Source organism: Rossellomorea vietnamensis (assembly GCF_008180415.1).
GTDB lineage: Bacteria > Bacillota > Bacilli > Bacillales > Bacillaceae_B > Rossellomorea > Rossellomorea vietnamensis_C.
The window spans coordinates 1-14,027 of the sequence record NZ_VTEI01000016.1; the positions used below are offsets into that span (position 1 = coordinate 1).

Sequence of the window (14,027 nt, forward strand, 5' to 3'; positions counted from 1 at the left end):
GGTAGATAGGTCTGAGGTGGAAGCGTGGCGACACGTGCAGCTGACAGATACTAATCGATCGAGGACTTAACCACGAAATAACAGCGAAACTCGGAATACTTTCTTCTTTCTTCTAATACTTTATCTAGTTTTGAAAGAACAATGTTCTTTCAATTGAATATGTCTGGTGACTAAGGCGAAGAGGTCACACCCGTTCCCATGCCGAACACGGAAGTTAAGCTCTTCAGCGCCGATGGTAGTTGGGGGATCTCCCCCTGTGAGAGTAGGACGTCGCCAGGCAAGACAAAGAGTACCCGAAGTGGTGCTCTTTTTTTGTATTTAAAAAAGGGGGAGATCCCCAAAATAGATTTTATAGATTTTCTTAAAACGCAGGAGCGAGGATGGGGAGGAGCAAGAAGGTCGAGGACGAAAGGGAGAGAACACCGCAGTGGGCAGCCGCCCATGAGGATGTGAACGAGCGAAGCGGACGAAGAGATTCGCCGCTCATCGCCGTCCGAGCCTTCAGCGCCGATGGTAGTTGGGTCTCCCCCTGTGAGAGTAGGACGTTGCCAGGCAAGCCAAAGAGTACCCGATGTGGTCCTCTTTTTTATTCTAAAAATCTCCCTAGTAGATTCTCTCCGTTTACATGAGTAACTAGTTTTAGGAGTAGATAGGTCCTCGCGTTGGACCGCTGGGTACATGAGTGCCCCCTTTTCGGTATAGATATGTCCTCACGCTGAGGCTCTGGATACATGAGTGAGTCCTTTTTGTCTTAGATATGTCCTCGTGATGAGGCTCTGGATACATGAGTGAGTCTTTTTCGTCATAGATATGTCCTCACGTTGAAGCTCTGAGTACATGAGTGGCTTGTTTTCATCATAGATATGTCTTCACGTTGCAGCTCTGAGTACATGAGTGGCTACTTTTCGTCATAGATATGTCCTCACGTTGCGTCTTTGGGTACATGAGTAACTAGTTTTCGTGATAGATATGTCCTCACGTTGAAGCTCTGAGTACATGAGTGGCTAGTTTTCGTCATAGATATGTTTTCACGTTGAAGCTCTGGATACATGAGTGTCCCTTTTTCGTCACAGATATGTCCTCACGTTGAAGCTCTGGGTACATGAGTGACTAGTTTTCGTCATAGATATGTTTTCACGTTGAAGCTCTGGATACATGAGTGTCCCTTTTTCGTCATAGATATGTCCTCACGTTGCGTGTCTGGGTACATGAGTGCCCCTTTTTTCTCATAGATATTTCCTCACATAGCTTCTCTGGGTACATAAGTGACTTGCTTTCGGAGTAAATATGTCCTCATGCTACATCTCTGAGTACATGAGTGGCTAGTTTTCGTCATAGATATGTCCTCACGTTGAAGCTCTGAGTACATAAGTAACTAGTTTTCATCATAGATATGTCCTCAAGTTGCGTCTCTGGGTACATGAGTGACATGTATTAGGAGAAGATATGTCCTCATACTGCGCCTCTGGGTACAGGAGTGAACCCTTTTCGGCTTAGATGTATCTTCTTCACGTTGTGGAATCTAACGAAGGAGCAAGAAGGTCAAGTACGTGAGAGAGAAAGAGCCTGTGTGGCCTCTGCCTAGTAATATTCTTAATTGAAAACAGGATTATCACTATTTAATTTTAATGTATATAGGTATATATTCCAGGTGGTTTATATTGGTCCAGTTGTTGTTCACTTTATTATTTTGAATGTATCAATGACCCTGCTATTTAAATATAATTTAATACGGCTCCTGATATGATGGTCTTCTTATGGAGTCCATTTTTGCATATTCGTCAATTCACAGGTTTAAGAAACCCCTAGACCTGGGAAAACTTTTAAGGCAGATTAATCGATTGCAATCATAAGTTGTTCTGTTGTATAATCTTAGTCAAATATAGTCAAAGTCAAAAGAGGAGGAGGCCTGATGAGGAATATTTCCGATATCATCGAAAACTACCTTAAGAAGGTTTTTGAATCAAGCGGCAATGAGATTGTCGAGATAAAGCGCAGCGAAATTGCTGACAAGTTTCAGTGTGTCCCCTCCCAAATCAATTATGTTATCAATACCAGGTTCACGATTGAACGAGGATACATGGTAGAGAGCAAGAGGGGCGGCGGGGGATATATCCGCATAATGAAGGTTCATTCCCATGATCATGCCCATCTGGTCGACCAGTTGATTTCCCTGGTTGACTCCAGGGTCGCCCAAAGTTCAGCGGAAGATCTGGTGTATCGTTTAGTGGAAGAAGAGGTTATTACATTAAGAGAAGCGAAAATAATGTTAAGTGTGATGGATCGCTCGGTAATTTATATAGAGTTGCCTGAGAGAGATGAGTTAAGGGCAAGAATGCTGAAGGCGATGCTGATTACATTGAAATATAAATAGGAGAGGTGAGTTGAATTGATTTGCCAGGAGTGTAATGAAAGACCTGCCACTCTCCATTTTACAAAGATAGTGAACGGGGAAAAGACAGAAGTCCATTTATGTGAGAGATGTGCCCAGGAAAAAGGGGAAATGTTCATGTTCGACGGCTCTCCTTCTTTTTCCGTAAACAGCCTTCTTTCCGGACTTTTAAACTTAAGTCCCGCTATGAAACAGCAGGAGAAGCAGATTTCTTCCGAGGAAGTGCTTCAATGTGAGAAGTGTAAACTGACTTTTCAACAGTTCATCCAGGTAGGGCGGTTTGGCTGTGCAAGCTGCTATGAAACATTTAAAGATGAATTGACGCCGATTTTGAAGAGGGTACACAGCGGAAATGTGGAGCATCATGGCAAGGTGCCTTCACGAATGGGCGGTACGATTCATCTAAAGAAAAAGATTACTGGTTTAAAAGCCGAGCTTCAGCAGCTCATTCACGATGAAGAGTTTGAACAGGCAGCTGGAGTGAGGGATGAAATTCGTTCCCTTGAGAAGGAAATTCGCCAAGAGGGAGGCGGGAAGTAATGTCGTTAGAGAAGTTTTTGAGCCAAGCTTCAAGTTCATGGATGAGTGAAGAGGGGCCGAACTCGGATGTCGTATTGAGCACCCGAATCCGCCTTGCCCGTAATTTAAGCGATTACCTTTTTCCGACTCTTTTTTCTTCAGAGGAAGCAAACAGGATTCTTGGGAAAGTTCAGGAGAGTATCAGCGGTGAGTCAGGTGAACATGGAAACCTTGAATTATTGAAGATGTCTGAGATGCAGCCGCTCCAAAAGCGTGTATTGATGGAGAAGCATCTCGTCAGTCCTAATCTGGCCGATGATTCCAGCTATGGCGGGGTTGTTCTCTCTGAAAAGGAAGATATCAGCATCATGGTCAATGAAGAAGACCATATCCGTATACAGTGTTTGTATCCTGGCCTTCAATTGAAGGAAGCCCTGAAGAAAGCAGATGAGATAGATGACTGGCTGGAGAGCAAGCTGGATTTCGCTTTTCATGAAAAAAGCGGTTATCTGACTTCCTGTCCAACCAATGTGGGAACAGGTTTGAGAGCATCGGTGATGATGCATCTTCCGGCTTTGATCATCACTCAGCAAATGAACCGTATCATTCCAGCTATCAACCAGCTTGGATTAGTTGTTAGAGGAATTTACGGTGAAGGCAGCGAAGCTTTAGGTAATATATTTCAAATCTCCAATCAAATCACACTCGGAAAATCCGAGGAGGACATCGTGGATGATTTAACGGGTGTCGTCAAGCAGATTATCGCGCAAGAACAATCAGCGCGGGAAGCATTAGTGAAAACTTCGAACATACAATTAGAAGACAGAGTGTTCCGCTCTCTGGGTGTATTGGAGAATTGCAGGATCATCGAATCAAAAGAAGCAGCTAAATGTTTGTCAGATGTGAGATTGGGGATTGATTTAGGGTATATACAAAATATATCCCGCAATATATTAAATGAATTAATGATACTGACCCAGCCAGGGTTTTTACAGCAATATTCAGGCGGACCGCTCCGCCCTGACGAGAGGGACATAAGAAGAGCGGCCTTTATTCGGGAACGAATTAAACTTGAGAATAGAAGCAGTTAGGAGGAGACGATTATGATGTTTGGCAGATTTACTGAAAGAGCCCAAAAGGTATTGGCTTTAGCACAGGAAGAGGCTATCCGTTTATCTCACAGCAACATCGGAACAGAACATATTCTTTTAGGATTAGTGCGCGAGGGTGAAGGAATCGCAGCGAAAGGATTGACGGCCCTAGGGTTGAGCCCTGAAAAAATTCAGAAAGAAGTGGAAGGCCTGATCGGGAAAGGCAAGGAAAGTTCCCAGACCATCCATTATACTCCGAGAGCAAAAAAAGTCATCGAACTGTCAATGGATGAAGCAAGAAAGCTGGGTCACTCCTATGTAGGGACAGAGCATATCCTCCTTGGATTGATTAGGGAAGGAGAAGGTGTAGCAGCACGTGTGCTGAACAATCTTGGTGTCAGCCTTAATAAAGCAAGACAGCAGGTACTGCAGCTGCTTGGCAGCACCGAATCCAATGGCCATCAAAGCGGTACCAGCACTAATGCAAATACGCCTACTCTGGACAGTCTGGCAAGGGATCTTACCGTTATCGCAAGGGAAGACAGCCTTGATCCGGTCATTGGGAGAAGCAAAGAGATCCAGCGTGTAATTGAGGTGCTCAGCCGCAGAACGAAGAATAATCCGGTCTTGATCGGTGAACCCGGCGTTGGTAAAACAGCAATCGCTGAAGGACTTGCGCAGCAAATCGTCAATAATGAAGTGCCAGAAATCCTTCGTGACAAACGGGTCATGACACTGGATATGGGTACAGTGGTTGCCGGGACTAAATACCGCGGTGAATTTGAAGACCGTCTTAAAAAGGTCATGGATGAAATCCGCCAGGCGGGGAACATTATCCTCTTTATTGATGAACTTCATACATTAATCGGAGCAGGCGGTGCGGAAGGTGCAATCGACGCTTCCAATATCCTTAAGCCGTCACTCGCCCGCGGTGAGCTGCAGTGTATTGGTGCGACGACGCTTGATGAGTACCGAAAGTACATCGAGAAGGATGCGGCGTTAGAAAGAAGATTCCAGCCGATCCAGGTTGATGAGCCGACACCGGATGAGTCTATTCAAATTTTAAAAGGCCTTCGTGACCGTTATGAAGCCCATCACCGTGTATCCATCACGGATGAAGCGATCGAAGCGGCTGTTAAACTCTCAGACCGTTACATTTCAGACCGATTCCTTCCGGATAAGGCAATCGACTTGATTGATGAGTCCGGTTCCAAGGTAAGACTGCGCTCTTATACTACCCCTCCTAATCTTAAAGAACTTGAAGTGAAGCTTGAAGAGATTAGAAAAGAGAAAGATGCCGCAGTCCAAAGCCAGGAATTTGAAAAAGCCGCTTCACTCAGAGACACAGAGCAGCGTTTAAGGGAAGAACTTGAAGAAACGAAAAAAACCTGGAAAGAAAAACAGGGGCAGGAGAATACCGAAGTCACAGTTGAAGATATCGCTAAAGTGGTATCAAGCTGGACCGGGATTCCAGTTTCAAAACTGGCTCAGACTGAAACGGATAAGCTCCTGAAGCTTGAAGAAATTCTTCATTCACGGGTGATCGGACAAGACGAAGCAGTTAAAGCCGTTTCCAAAGCCGTAAGAAGAGCAAGAGCCGGCTTGAAAGACCCTAAGAGACCAATCGGTTCATTTGTATTCCTTGGGCCGACAGGTGTCGGAAAGACAGAATTGGCCAGAGCGCTGGCAGAATCTATGTTCGGTGATGAGGAATCCATGATCCGGATCGATATGTCCGAGTATATGGAAAAACACTCGACATCCCGACTTGTAGGGTCCCCTCCAGGTTATGTAGGATATGAAGAAGGCGGGCAGCTGACTGAAAAGGTGCGCCGTAAACCATATTCCGTCGTCCTGCTTGATGAAATCGAGAAGGCGCATCCCGATGTATTCAATATTCTTCTTCAAGTGCTGGAAGATGGGCGTCTGACTGATAGTAAAGGCCGCACGGTCGATTTCAGGAACACGGTTCTGATCATGACTTCCAATGTTGGGGCAGAATCCCTGAAAAAGAATAAATACGTCGGTTTCAATATCCAGGATGGTGAGCAGGATTACAAAGATATGAAAGGAAAAGTGATGGAAGAGCTGAAAAGAGCCTTCCGCCCAGAATTCCTGAATCGTATCGATGAAATCATCGTCTTCCATTCACTGGAAAAAGAACATTTAAAAGAGATTGTGACATTGATGTCCGATCAATTGACGAATCGATTGAAAGAGCAGGATATCAGCCTCGAGCTGACGGACGCTGCCAAAGAGAAAATCGCAGACGAAGGCTTCGATCCTGAATATGGAGCACGTCCATTGCGCCGTGCCATCCAGAAGCATATCGAGGACCGCCTTTCTGAAGAGCTTCTGAAAGGCACTGTTCTCACAGGGCAAAGTGTACTCATTGATGTGGAAGATAAAGAATTCACAGTCAAAATGAGGGAAACGACCAAGACGTCTTCATAAGAATTAGAGTAGAGCAAAGCAAGAGCAGTCGAATGGTCTTCCAGGTGAGAGGGTCACTGTACAAGTCAATCCTCCCCGGGAAGAAGGCTGCTCTTGGCTTGCCTTTTCTTGTTTTTGGACAACTAGTGATTGATTTCTGGATTAGAGCCGTTCCATCTACTGGCCCGTCTCAGAGCTTTTCTCTTTAAACACGGGAACGCATTTCGATAAAGATCAAAAAAAGCGGCAATTTGCCACATTCCCCAGCGAACACAGAAATATGGATACCCTGAACTATATTTTTTTGAGAGACCCCTCATATTTGTAACCTTCCCGTAAAAAAGCTACAATCATTCCCAATAGAAGTATTTCAATAAAATCATTCACATAGATATGAAGAGAGAGGTTATAGAGTTGGCTAAGAAAAAAACCAAATTCATGTGTCAGTCTTGCGGATACGAATCAGCGAAATGGATGGGAAGATGCCCAGGATGTTCAGAATGGAATAAGATGGTCGAAGAAGTGGAGATCACCGGCAAACAGCCCAGAGGTGCTTTTAAGCATTCTGTTGACCAAGGCCCATCAAAGGCTGAAAAACTGGTATCCATCCAATCCAAGCAGGAACCCCGGGTAGAGACAGATTCCAAGGAGTTGAACAGAGTACTTGGCGGTGGGGTGGTCCCAGGATCACTGATACTGATTGGCGGAGACCCTGGTATAGGAAAATCCACTTTGCTTTTACAGGTTTCATCTCAGTTGGCTGAGGGTAAACACAAAGTTCTATATATATCCGGCGAGGAATCAATCAAACAGACAAAGCTTAGAGCAGACCGCCTTGAAATCAAAGCGGATGAATTATATATATATGCCGAAACAAATTTGGAAGCTATCCATGGCACCATCGAAGAGCTTTCCCCTGAGTTTGTGATTGTCGACTCCATTCAAACGATTTTCCACCCAGAGGTCACTTCAGCTCCCGGCAGTGTTTCCCAAGTCAGGGAGTGTACCGCAGAATTAATGAGAATCGCAAAAACAAAAGGAATCGCAATATTTATTGTCGGGCATGTTACAAAAGAAGGCTCTATAGCAGGGCCGAGGCTGTTGGAACATATGGTAGATACCGTACTTTATTTTGAAGGCGAAAGACATCATGCATACAGAATTCTAAGGGCTGTCAAAAACCGGTTTGGTTCTACTAATGAGATGGGCATATTTGAAATGAAAGAACTCGGGCTTGAGGAAGTCGATAACCCTTCTGAAATCTTCCTGGAAGAAAGGTCACAGGGAGCTGCCGGATCGACGGTGGTTGCCTCAATGGAAGGAACCAGGCCTGTTCTGGTCGAAATCCAGGCGCTTGTCACTCCGACAAGCTTCAACAATCCAAGAAGGATGGCGACAGGGATAGACCACAGCAGGGTTTCTTTAATAATGGCTGTCCTTGAAAAAAGGGCGGGTTTCCTGCTTCAGCATCAGGATGCCTACTTGAAGGTGGCTGGCGGGGTGAAGCTTGATGAACCTGCGATAGACCTTGCAGTGGCTGCTTCCATAGCTTCAAGCTTCAGGGATCAGTCCTCAGATGCTTTTGACTGCATTATAGGCGAAGTGGGGCTGACCGGCGAAATCAGAAGAGTATCCAGAATCGAACAGCGTGTCCAGGAAGCGGCAAAACTCGGTTTTAAGAGAGTGATCATCCCTGCTAATAATATCGGAGGATGGAAGGTTCCTTCAGGAATCGAAATCGTCGGTGTGAAAAATATCAATGAAGCATTGAAGCAAATTTTAGGAGGATAAATACATGAATGAGAAGAAGGTACAGGATAAGTCCATGTCCGATATCCTGCAGTTTGTCGCTCCGGGGTCTCCTCTCCGTGAAGGAATCGACAATGTCCTTAGGGCGAATACTGGGGGACTTATCGTGATTGGTTTCAATGACAAAGTGAAATCATTGGTGGATGGGGGCTTCCATATAAACAGTGTATTTTCGCCAAGCTACCTTTATGAACTGGCGAAGATGGATGGAGCCATCATTTTAAATGATTCAGGCACCAAAATCATCCTGGCCAATGCACAGCTCGCCCCGGATGCGACTGTACCTTCTTCCGAAACCGGTATGAGGCACAGAACTGCTGAACGTGTAGCCAAGCAGACCAAGTCCCTGGTGGTCGCTATTTCCCAAAGAAGAAATGTCATTACCTTGTATCAGGGAAATTTCAGATATGCGCTGAAAGATATTTCAAATATCCTGACGAAAGCAAACCAGGCCATTCAGACACTTGAGAAGTATAAAGTTGTGCTGGACCAGAGCATTTCAAACCTTTCTGTCCTTGAATTTGAAGAGCTCGTCACATACAGCGATCTTCTGCAGGTCCTTCACCGCTTCGAAATGGTCCTCCGGATTAAGAATGAGCTTCTGACCTATTTAAGTGAGTTGGGAACGGAAGGCAGATTGATCAGGCTGCAGATGAATGAACTTCTTTCAGATATTGAAGAGGAAGCGATGCTGATTATAAGGGATTATTCCCACGTGCGCGATATCAAACCATTTGATATCCTTCATAAGTTTCAAGAACTGGTCCACTCTGAAGTGCTGGATGACACAGTACTTCTTAAACTGCTGGGCTACAACGGATATATCCACCTGGATGACGGTGTCTGCCCGAGAGGCTACAGGGTCTTAAACAAAATCCCGAGACTGCCGATTGTCATCATCGAGAATCTGGTGACAAATTTTGAGATCCTGCCGAACATCCTCAAAGCGGATGTCGAGGGACTGGATGATGTGGAAGGGATCGGTGAAGTTAGAGCCCGAAAAATCAAGCAGGGATTAAAATTGATTAGGGAACAGACTTTTGCTGACAGGCAGTTGTAGTCTGTTTGTCACACCTTTTTGTCTATGTTAAAATATTCCTTTTTTTAAAATTGACACCCGTCAGATTAAGTGTTAGCCTTTTTTCAAAGGCTGAGCAATAGTGGAATTATACTAAGATAACAAACGTGTATCATTTTAATGACATTCAAAAAATATTCCGTTTTTATACGTTTCAAAAAAAGGAAATTGTTTATAATGAGTAGGAGGAGGTGAGGGGATGTTAAAGAGAATCGTTCAAGCATGTTTCCTTATACTAGGAGGGACATTGGGGATTTTTCTTCTTCCCGATTTACTTAAATTAATTAATTTGTCAGATGAACCTTTATTAAACAACCCTTATATAACTGCCATCTTAGGAGCTATTATTTTTTATATATTAACTTTCTGGGCAGTTAAGTACGTGGAGAATCTAGTAAAGTGGTTTGAAGATACACTGGTGAAAGCACCGGTTACGGATATCCTTTTTGGGAGCATGGGACTGATTATCGGGCTGTTCGTTGCTTATCTTGTCGGAATTCCTCTTAATTCATGGGAGATTCCGATTATCAACACGGTGGTGCCAATCCTGTTGACCCTTCTTCTTGGATATGTCGGTTTTCAGGTTGGCTTTAAGAAAAGGGATGAATTGATCAATCTTTTCTCTATGGGCAACAAAACGAAGAAGAAAGGATCCGATGACGACATCGAGGTTCCGGAGAAAACACTGAAAATCCTTGATACTAGTGTGATTATTGATGGGCGTATCGCGGATATATGCCAAACCGGCTTCTTGGAAGGAATCGTTGTGATCCCCCAGTTCGTCTTGGAGGAGCTGCAGCATATTGCGGACTCTTCGGATGCCTTGAAGAGAAACCGAGGAAGGCGCGGACTTGATATTTTGAACCGCATTCAAAAAGAACTGCCGATTGAAGTCCAGATCTATGAGGGTGACTTTGAAGAAATTCAGGAAGTGGACAGCAAGCTGGTGAAGCTTGCCAAAATCACGAACGGTATAGTTGTGACGAATGACTTCAACTTAAACAAGGTATGTGATCTCCAAAGCGTTCAGGTCTTGAACATCAACGATTTAGCCAATGCTGTAAAACCTGTCGTCCTGCCTGGGGAAGAACTGCGCGTCCAGGTCATCAAGGATGGAAAAGAACAGAAGCAGGGTATTGCCTACCTCGATGATGGAACCATGATAGTGGTTGAAGAAGGCCGTAATTATATCGGCAAGAGCATTGAAGTCCTGGTGACAAGTGTGCTCCAGACTTCTGCAGGAAGAATGATTTTTGCCAAGCCGAAACAATTGGAAAAAGCATTATAAAGAAAAGATAAAAACAGCATGATAAACCGGCGGTGGCTAATGTTCTCTGAAAAAGAGTTCTGTCACCGCCTTTTTATCAGTTAAAGGAGATAGGAGTTTATATATGAAGTACCAAGTGATCATGCCGGCAGCAGGCCAGGGGAAGCGGATGAAAGCAGGCAGGAATAAACTGCTGCTGGAGCTGGAGGGGCGCCCCATCCTTATCCATACCTTGGAAGTGTTTGAAAGGGATGCAGATTGTGAAGAAATCATTTTGGCTGTCCATCCTGATGATAAGAGTATCTTTGAAGAATTGACTGTAAATTATGGCATTACCAAGGCCCGAAAGATGGTTCTGGGTGGTAAGGAACGTCAGCACAGCGTCTATAATGCATTAAAGTCCGCACAGAACAGTCATATGGTTCTCGTCCATGATGGAGCCCGTCCATTTGTGACAGGTGAAGTCATAAAGGAACTGGTGAAGAAGGCAGATAAAATGGGGGCGGCAATTACGGCTGCACCTGTAAAAGATACAATCAAGAAGGCCGCGGATGGCATCGTCCAGGAAACCATTGAACGGTCGAGCTTGTGGCAAGTCCAGACCCCCCAGGCTTTTAGCCATACTCTCTTAATGGAGGCCCATCGACGAGCGGAGGAAGAGGTGTTTACAGGAACAGATGATGCTTCGCTTGTAGAGAGGCTGGACAGAAAAGTCGGAATTGTGGAAAGTGACTATGATAATATAAAGATAACGACGCCGGAAGATTTATACTTTGCAGAGGCGATCCTCGCAAAGAGAAGGCAAATATAGAACCGAAAGGAAGTTTCATATGTTCAGAATCGGACAAGGATTCGATGTTCACCAACTGACAGAAGGGAGGCCGTTGATCATTGGGGGAATCACCATTCCTTATGAGAAGGGGCTCCTGGGCCACTCAGACGCGGACGTGCTTCTGCATACTGTAGCTGATGCGTGCCTTGGAACCATAGCTGCAGGAGACATCGGGAAGCATTTCCCGGATACAGATCCTGATTTCAAAGATGCTGACTCAGGGAAATTGTTAAGCCATGTTTGGAACCTAGTAAAAGAGGAAGGCTATGAGCTGGCGAATATCGATTGTACGATCATTGCCCAAATGCCCAAAATGGCTCCTTACATTTCACAGATGCGAGAAAGAATTGCGGAACTCCTGGAAGCGGATATTTCACAGGTGAATGTTAAAGCAACCACTTCTGAAAAGCTTGGGTTCACCGGCCGGGGAGAAGGAATTGCAGCGCAGGCAACAGTGTTGGTTGTTAAAAACCACTAAGTAATCCCAAGAATATCTGCCTGATTATTAAGGATTTCTTAACTGTTCCAGTTAAGGCATGCGATAACTATTCTAATTAGCTTTATTTAAGCACGGGGTGACTGAACTGAGTAACCTGCAGTCTAAATTTCTTAAGCTCAAGCCCTTTTTAGAATATGAATTTTAATGAAAGCATCCTTTATTTAAAAAAAGATGTTATTCACCCCCATTTAAAAAATGCTTACTATTTATGATTGGAGCGGAAGGTGAACGACCTCCTGCGGGACTAGCGGGACAGGTGAGACCCCACAGGCGAAGCCGAGGAGGCTCACCGCCCGCCCCGCGGAGTCGGGCGCCTGCAGCGGAAATCAACGGATATTTAACAAGTTCGCAAACCACGCCATAGGAAAAAAAGTTCATGGTCACTATTTTTATCAGCAATCACAATAAAGCTTTATTCATGCACCCAACGGTGATAAAATATTGCAGAGATACTGAGAATCGAGGAGGAAATACTCATGACAAACGAAATCAGAGTGCGTTATGCTCCGAGTCCAACCGGACATTTACATATCGGTAATGCCAGAACAGCTCTTTTTAACTATCTTTTTGCCCGCAATACTGGCGGAAAGTTCATTATCAGGGTTGAAGACACAGATGAAAAACGTAACATAGAAGGCGGCGAAGAAAGCCAGCTTAAATATTTAGAATGGCTTGGGATTGACTGGGACGAAAGTGTGGATAAAGGCGGAGAGTATGGTCCATACCGCCAGTCTGAAAGAAATCACATCTACAGCAAGTATTATCAAGAGCTTTTAGATAAAGGCCTTGCCTACAAGTGTTATTGCACAGAAGAGGAACTCGAAGCAGAACGTGAAGCACAGCAGGCTAAAGGCGAAATGCCGAGATATTCAGGCAAGTGTGCCAACCTGTCTAAAGAGGAACAGGATAAGCTTGCTGCTGAAGGCCGCAAGCCGAGCATCCGCTTTAAAGTGCCAGCAGGAAAAGTCTATAAATTTGATGATATTGTCAAAGATGATGTGTCGTTTGAATCAGATGGCATCGGCGATTTTGTTATTGTGAAAAAGAATGGCATTCCAACATACAACTTTGCGGTTGCCGTAGATGACTATCTAATGAAGATCAGTCATGTTCTTCGCGGTGATGACCATATCTCCAATACACCAAAGCAGCTGATGATTTTTGAAGCGTTCGGCTGGGAAGCGCCAGTATACGGCCATATGACTTTAATTGTGAATGAAAGCCGTAAAAAGCTGAGCAAGCGTGACGAAACCATCATTCAATTCATCGAGCAGTACGAAGAACTTGGATATCTTCCTGAGGCTTTGTTCAACTTCATCGCTTTATTGGGCTGGTCTCCAAAAGGAGAAGAGGAGCTGTTCAGCAAAGAGCAGTTCATCGAGATTTTTGACCCCGAGCGTTTATCAAAGTCACCGGCTGTATTCGATAAACAGAAGCTTCTCTGGGTGAATAACCAGTATATGAAGAATCTTGACCTTGATCAGGTAGCTGCATTAGCAATGCCTCATTTAGTAAAAGCGGGCAGAGTAGGCGAGAATCCTGCTGAAGAAGAGCGGGATTGGGCGCGCAAAGTAATTGCATTGTACCAGGAACAAATGAGTTATGGTGCTGAAATTGTCGAGCTCTCAGGCATGTTCTTCAAGAAGGATATCGATTATGATCAAGAGGCACAAGCCGTCCTAGAAGAAGAGCAGGTGCCAGAAGTGCTAAAAGCGTTTGTTGATGAAATCGACCGGCTGGAGAATTATGAAGCGGATGAAATCAAGAAATCCATCAAAGCAGTCCAGAAGTCAACAGGACATAAAGGAAAAAAATTGTTCATGCCGATCCGCGTAGCGGTAACCGGCCAAACACACGGCCCTGAGCTTCCGAATGCAATTGAACTTTTAGGAAAAGATAAAGTTAAGCACCGAATTGAAAGTCTTTTGGGTTAACATTTCCGATTGTTTGTAATATATTAAGAGTATCACAAAGCGAATAAACCAAAGTGTTGATGAGGAGAAGTAAAAAAACGAAGCTTTTCAGAGAGAACCACCACCGGCTGAAAGTGGTTTAAGCCTCTCGTTTTTTGAAATGCACCTCTGAGTCCTTTATTGAAAATAGTATG

10 protein-coding genes, 1 rRNA gene and 1 other annotated feature (1 of these 12 running past the window's edge) are annotated in these 14,027 nt (G+C 44.5%); all 11 genes read left to right on the forward strand.

Going from position 1 to position 14,027, the window contains the following annotated elements:
• The first annotated feature begins 162 nt into the window (after nucleotides 1-162).
• Nucleotides 163-279 (forward strand): 5S ribosomal RNA (gene rrf, locus FZC78_RS20180).
• A gap of 1,633 nt (nucleotides 280-1,912) precedes the next feature.
• Nucleotides 1,913-2,374, forward strand: coding sequence for a CtsR family transcriptional regulator (locus FZC78_RS20185; RefSeq protein WP_148941907.1), 462 nt, complete (start codon nucleotides 1,913-1,915; stop codon nucleotides 2,372-2,374).
• 15 nt (nucleotides 2,375-2,389) lie between these two features.
• Nucleotides 2,390-2,932 (forward strand): UvrB/UvrC motif-containing protein, encoded by a 543-nt coding sequence (locus FZC78_RS20190; protein WP_148941908.1) that lies wholly within the window; start codon nucleotides 2,390-2,392, stop codon nucleotides 2,930-2,932.
• Nucleotides 2,932-4,002, forward strand: coding sequence for a protein arginine kinase (locus FZC78_RS20195; RefSeq protein ID WP_148941909.1), 1,071 nt, complete (start codon nucleotides 2,932-2,934; stop codon nucleotides 4,000-4,002). The genes FZC78_RS20190 and FZC78_RS20195 overlap by 1 nt, the downstream gene beginning before the upstream one ends.
• Before the next feature lie 12 nt (nucleotides 4,003-4,014).
• The gene (gene clpC / locus FZC78_RS20200) at nucleotides 4,015-6,456 is read left to right on the forward strand and encodes an ATP-dependent protease ATP-binding subunit ClpC (RefSeq protein ID WP_148941910.1); all 2,442 of its coding nucleotides are present in this window, start codon (nucleotides 4,015-4,017) and stop codon (nucleotides 6,454-6,456) included.
• A gap of 393 nt (nucleotides 6,457-6,849) precedes the next feature.
• A complete protein-coding gene (radA, locus tag FZC78_RS20205; protein ID WP_148941911.1) occupies nucleotides 6,850-8,226 on the forward strand; it encodes a DNA repair protein RadA in 1,377 nt (458 codons plus the stop codon).
• A gap of 4 nt (nucleotides 8,227-8,230) precedes the next feature.
• Nucleotides 8,231-9,304, forward strand: coding sequence for a DNA integrity scanning diadenylate cyclase DisA (disA, locus tag FZC78_RS20210; RefSeq protein ID WP_148941912.1), 1,074 nt, complete (start codon nucleotides 8,231-8,233; stop codon nucleotides 9,302-9,304).
• A 217-nt stretch (nucleotides 9,305-9,521) separates the two neighbouring features.
• Nucleotides 9,522-10,610 carry a PIN/TRAM domain-containing protein gene (locus tag FZC78_RS20215; RefSeq protein WP_148941913.1) on the forward strand — a complete coding sequence of 363 codons (1,089 nt, stop codon included), beginning with the start codon at nucleotides 9,522-9,524 and terminating at the stop codon, nucleotides 10,608-10,610.
• 103 nt (nucleotides 10,611-10,713) lie between these two features.
• The gene (gene ispD, locus FZC78_RS20220; protein ID WP_148941914.1) at nucleotides 10,714-11,400 is read left to right on the forward strand and encodes a 2-C-methyl-D-erythritol 4-phosphate cytidylyltransferase; all 687 of its coding nucleotides are present in this window, start codon (nucleotides 10,714-10,716) and stop codon (nucleotides 11,398-11,400) included.
• A gap of 19 nt (nucleotides 11,401-11,419) precedes the next feature.
• Entirely contained in the window at nucleotides 11,420-11,899 is a 480-nt protein-coding gene (ispF, locus tag FZC78_RS20225) for a 2-C-methyl-D-erythritol 2,4-cyclodiphosphate synthase (protein ID WP_148941915.1), read from the forward strand.
• Nucleotides 11,900-12,396: 497 nt separating this feature from the next.
• Nucleotides 12,397-13,854, forward strand: coding sequence for a glutamate--tRNA ligase (gene gltX / locus FZC78_RS20230; RefSeq protein ID WP_148941916.1), 1,458 nt, complete (start codon nucleotides 12,397-12,399; stop codon nucleotides 13,852-13,854).
• Nucleotides 13,855-13,901: 47 nt separating this feature from the next.
• Nucleotides 13,902-14,027 (forward strand) — a binding site (T-box leader) (it continues 96 nt past the right edge of the window).

What these genes read in the sequence shown, in the direction of transcription:
- FZC78_RS20185 (WP_148941907.1), top strand. Translation starts at nt 1,913, where the DNA reads ATGAGGAATATTTCCGATATCATCGAAAACTACCTTAAGAAGGTTTTT.
- FZC78_RS20195 (WP_148941909.1), top strand. Translation starts at nt 2,932, where the DNA reads ATGTCGTTAGAGAAGTTTTTGAGCCAAGCTTCAAGTTCATGGATGAGT.
- clpC (WP_148941910.1), top strand. Translation starts at nt 4,015, where the DNA reads ATGATGTTTGGCAGATTTACTGAAAGAGCCCAAAAGGTATTGGCTTTA.
- disA (WP_148941912.1), top strand. Translation starts at nt 8,231, where the DNA reads ATGAATGAGAAGAAGGTACAGGATAAGTCCATGTCCGATATCCTGCAG.
- FZC78_RS20215 (WP_148941913.1), top strand. Translation starts at nt 9,522, where the DNA reads ATGTTAAAGAGAATCGTTCAAGCATGTTTCCTTATACTAGGAGGGACA.
- ispD (WP_148941914.1), top strand. Translation starts at nt 10,714, where the DNA reads ATGAAGTACCAAGTGATCATGCCGGCAGCAGGCCAGGGGAAGCGGATG.
- ispF (WP_148941915.1), top strand. Translation starts at nt 11,420, where the DNA reads ATGTTCAGAATCGGACAAGGATTCGATGTTCACCAACTGACAGAAGGG.
- gltX (WP_148941916.1), top strand. Translation starts at nt 12,397, where the DNA reads ATGACAAACGAAATCAGAGTGCGTTATGCTCCGAGTCCAACCGGACAT.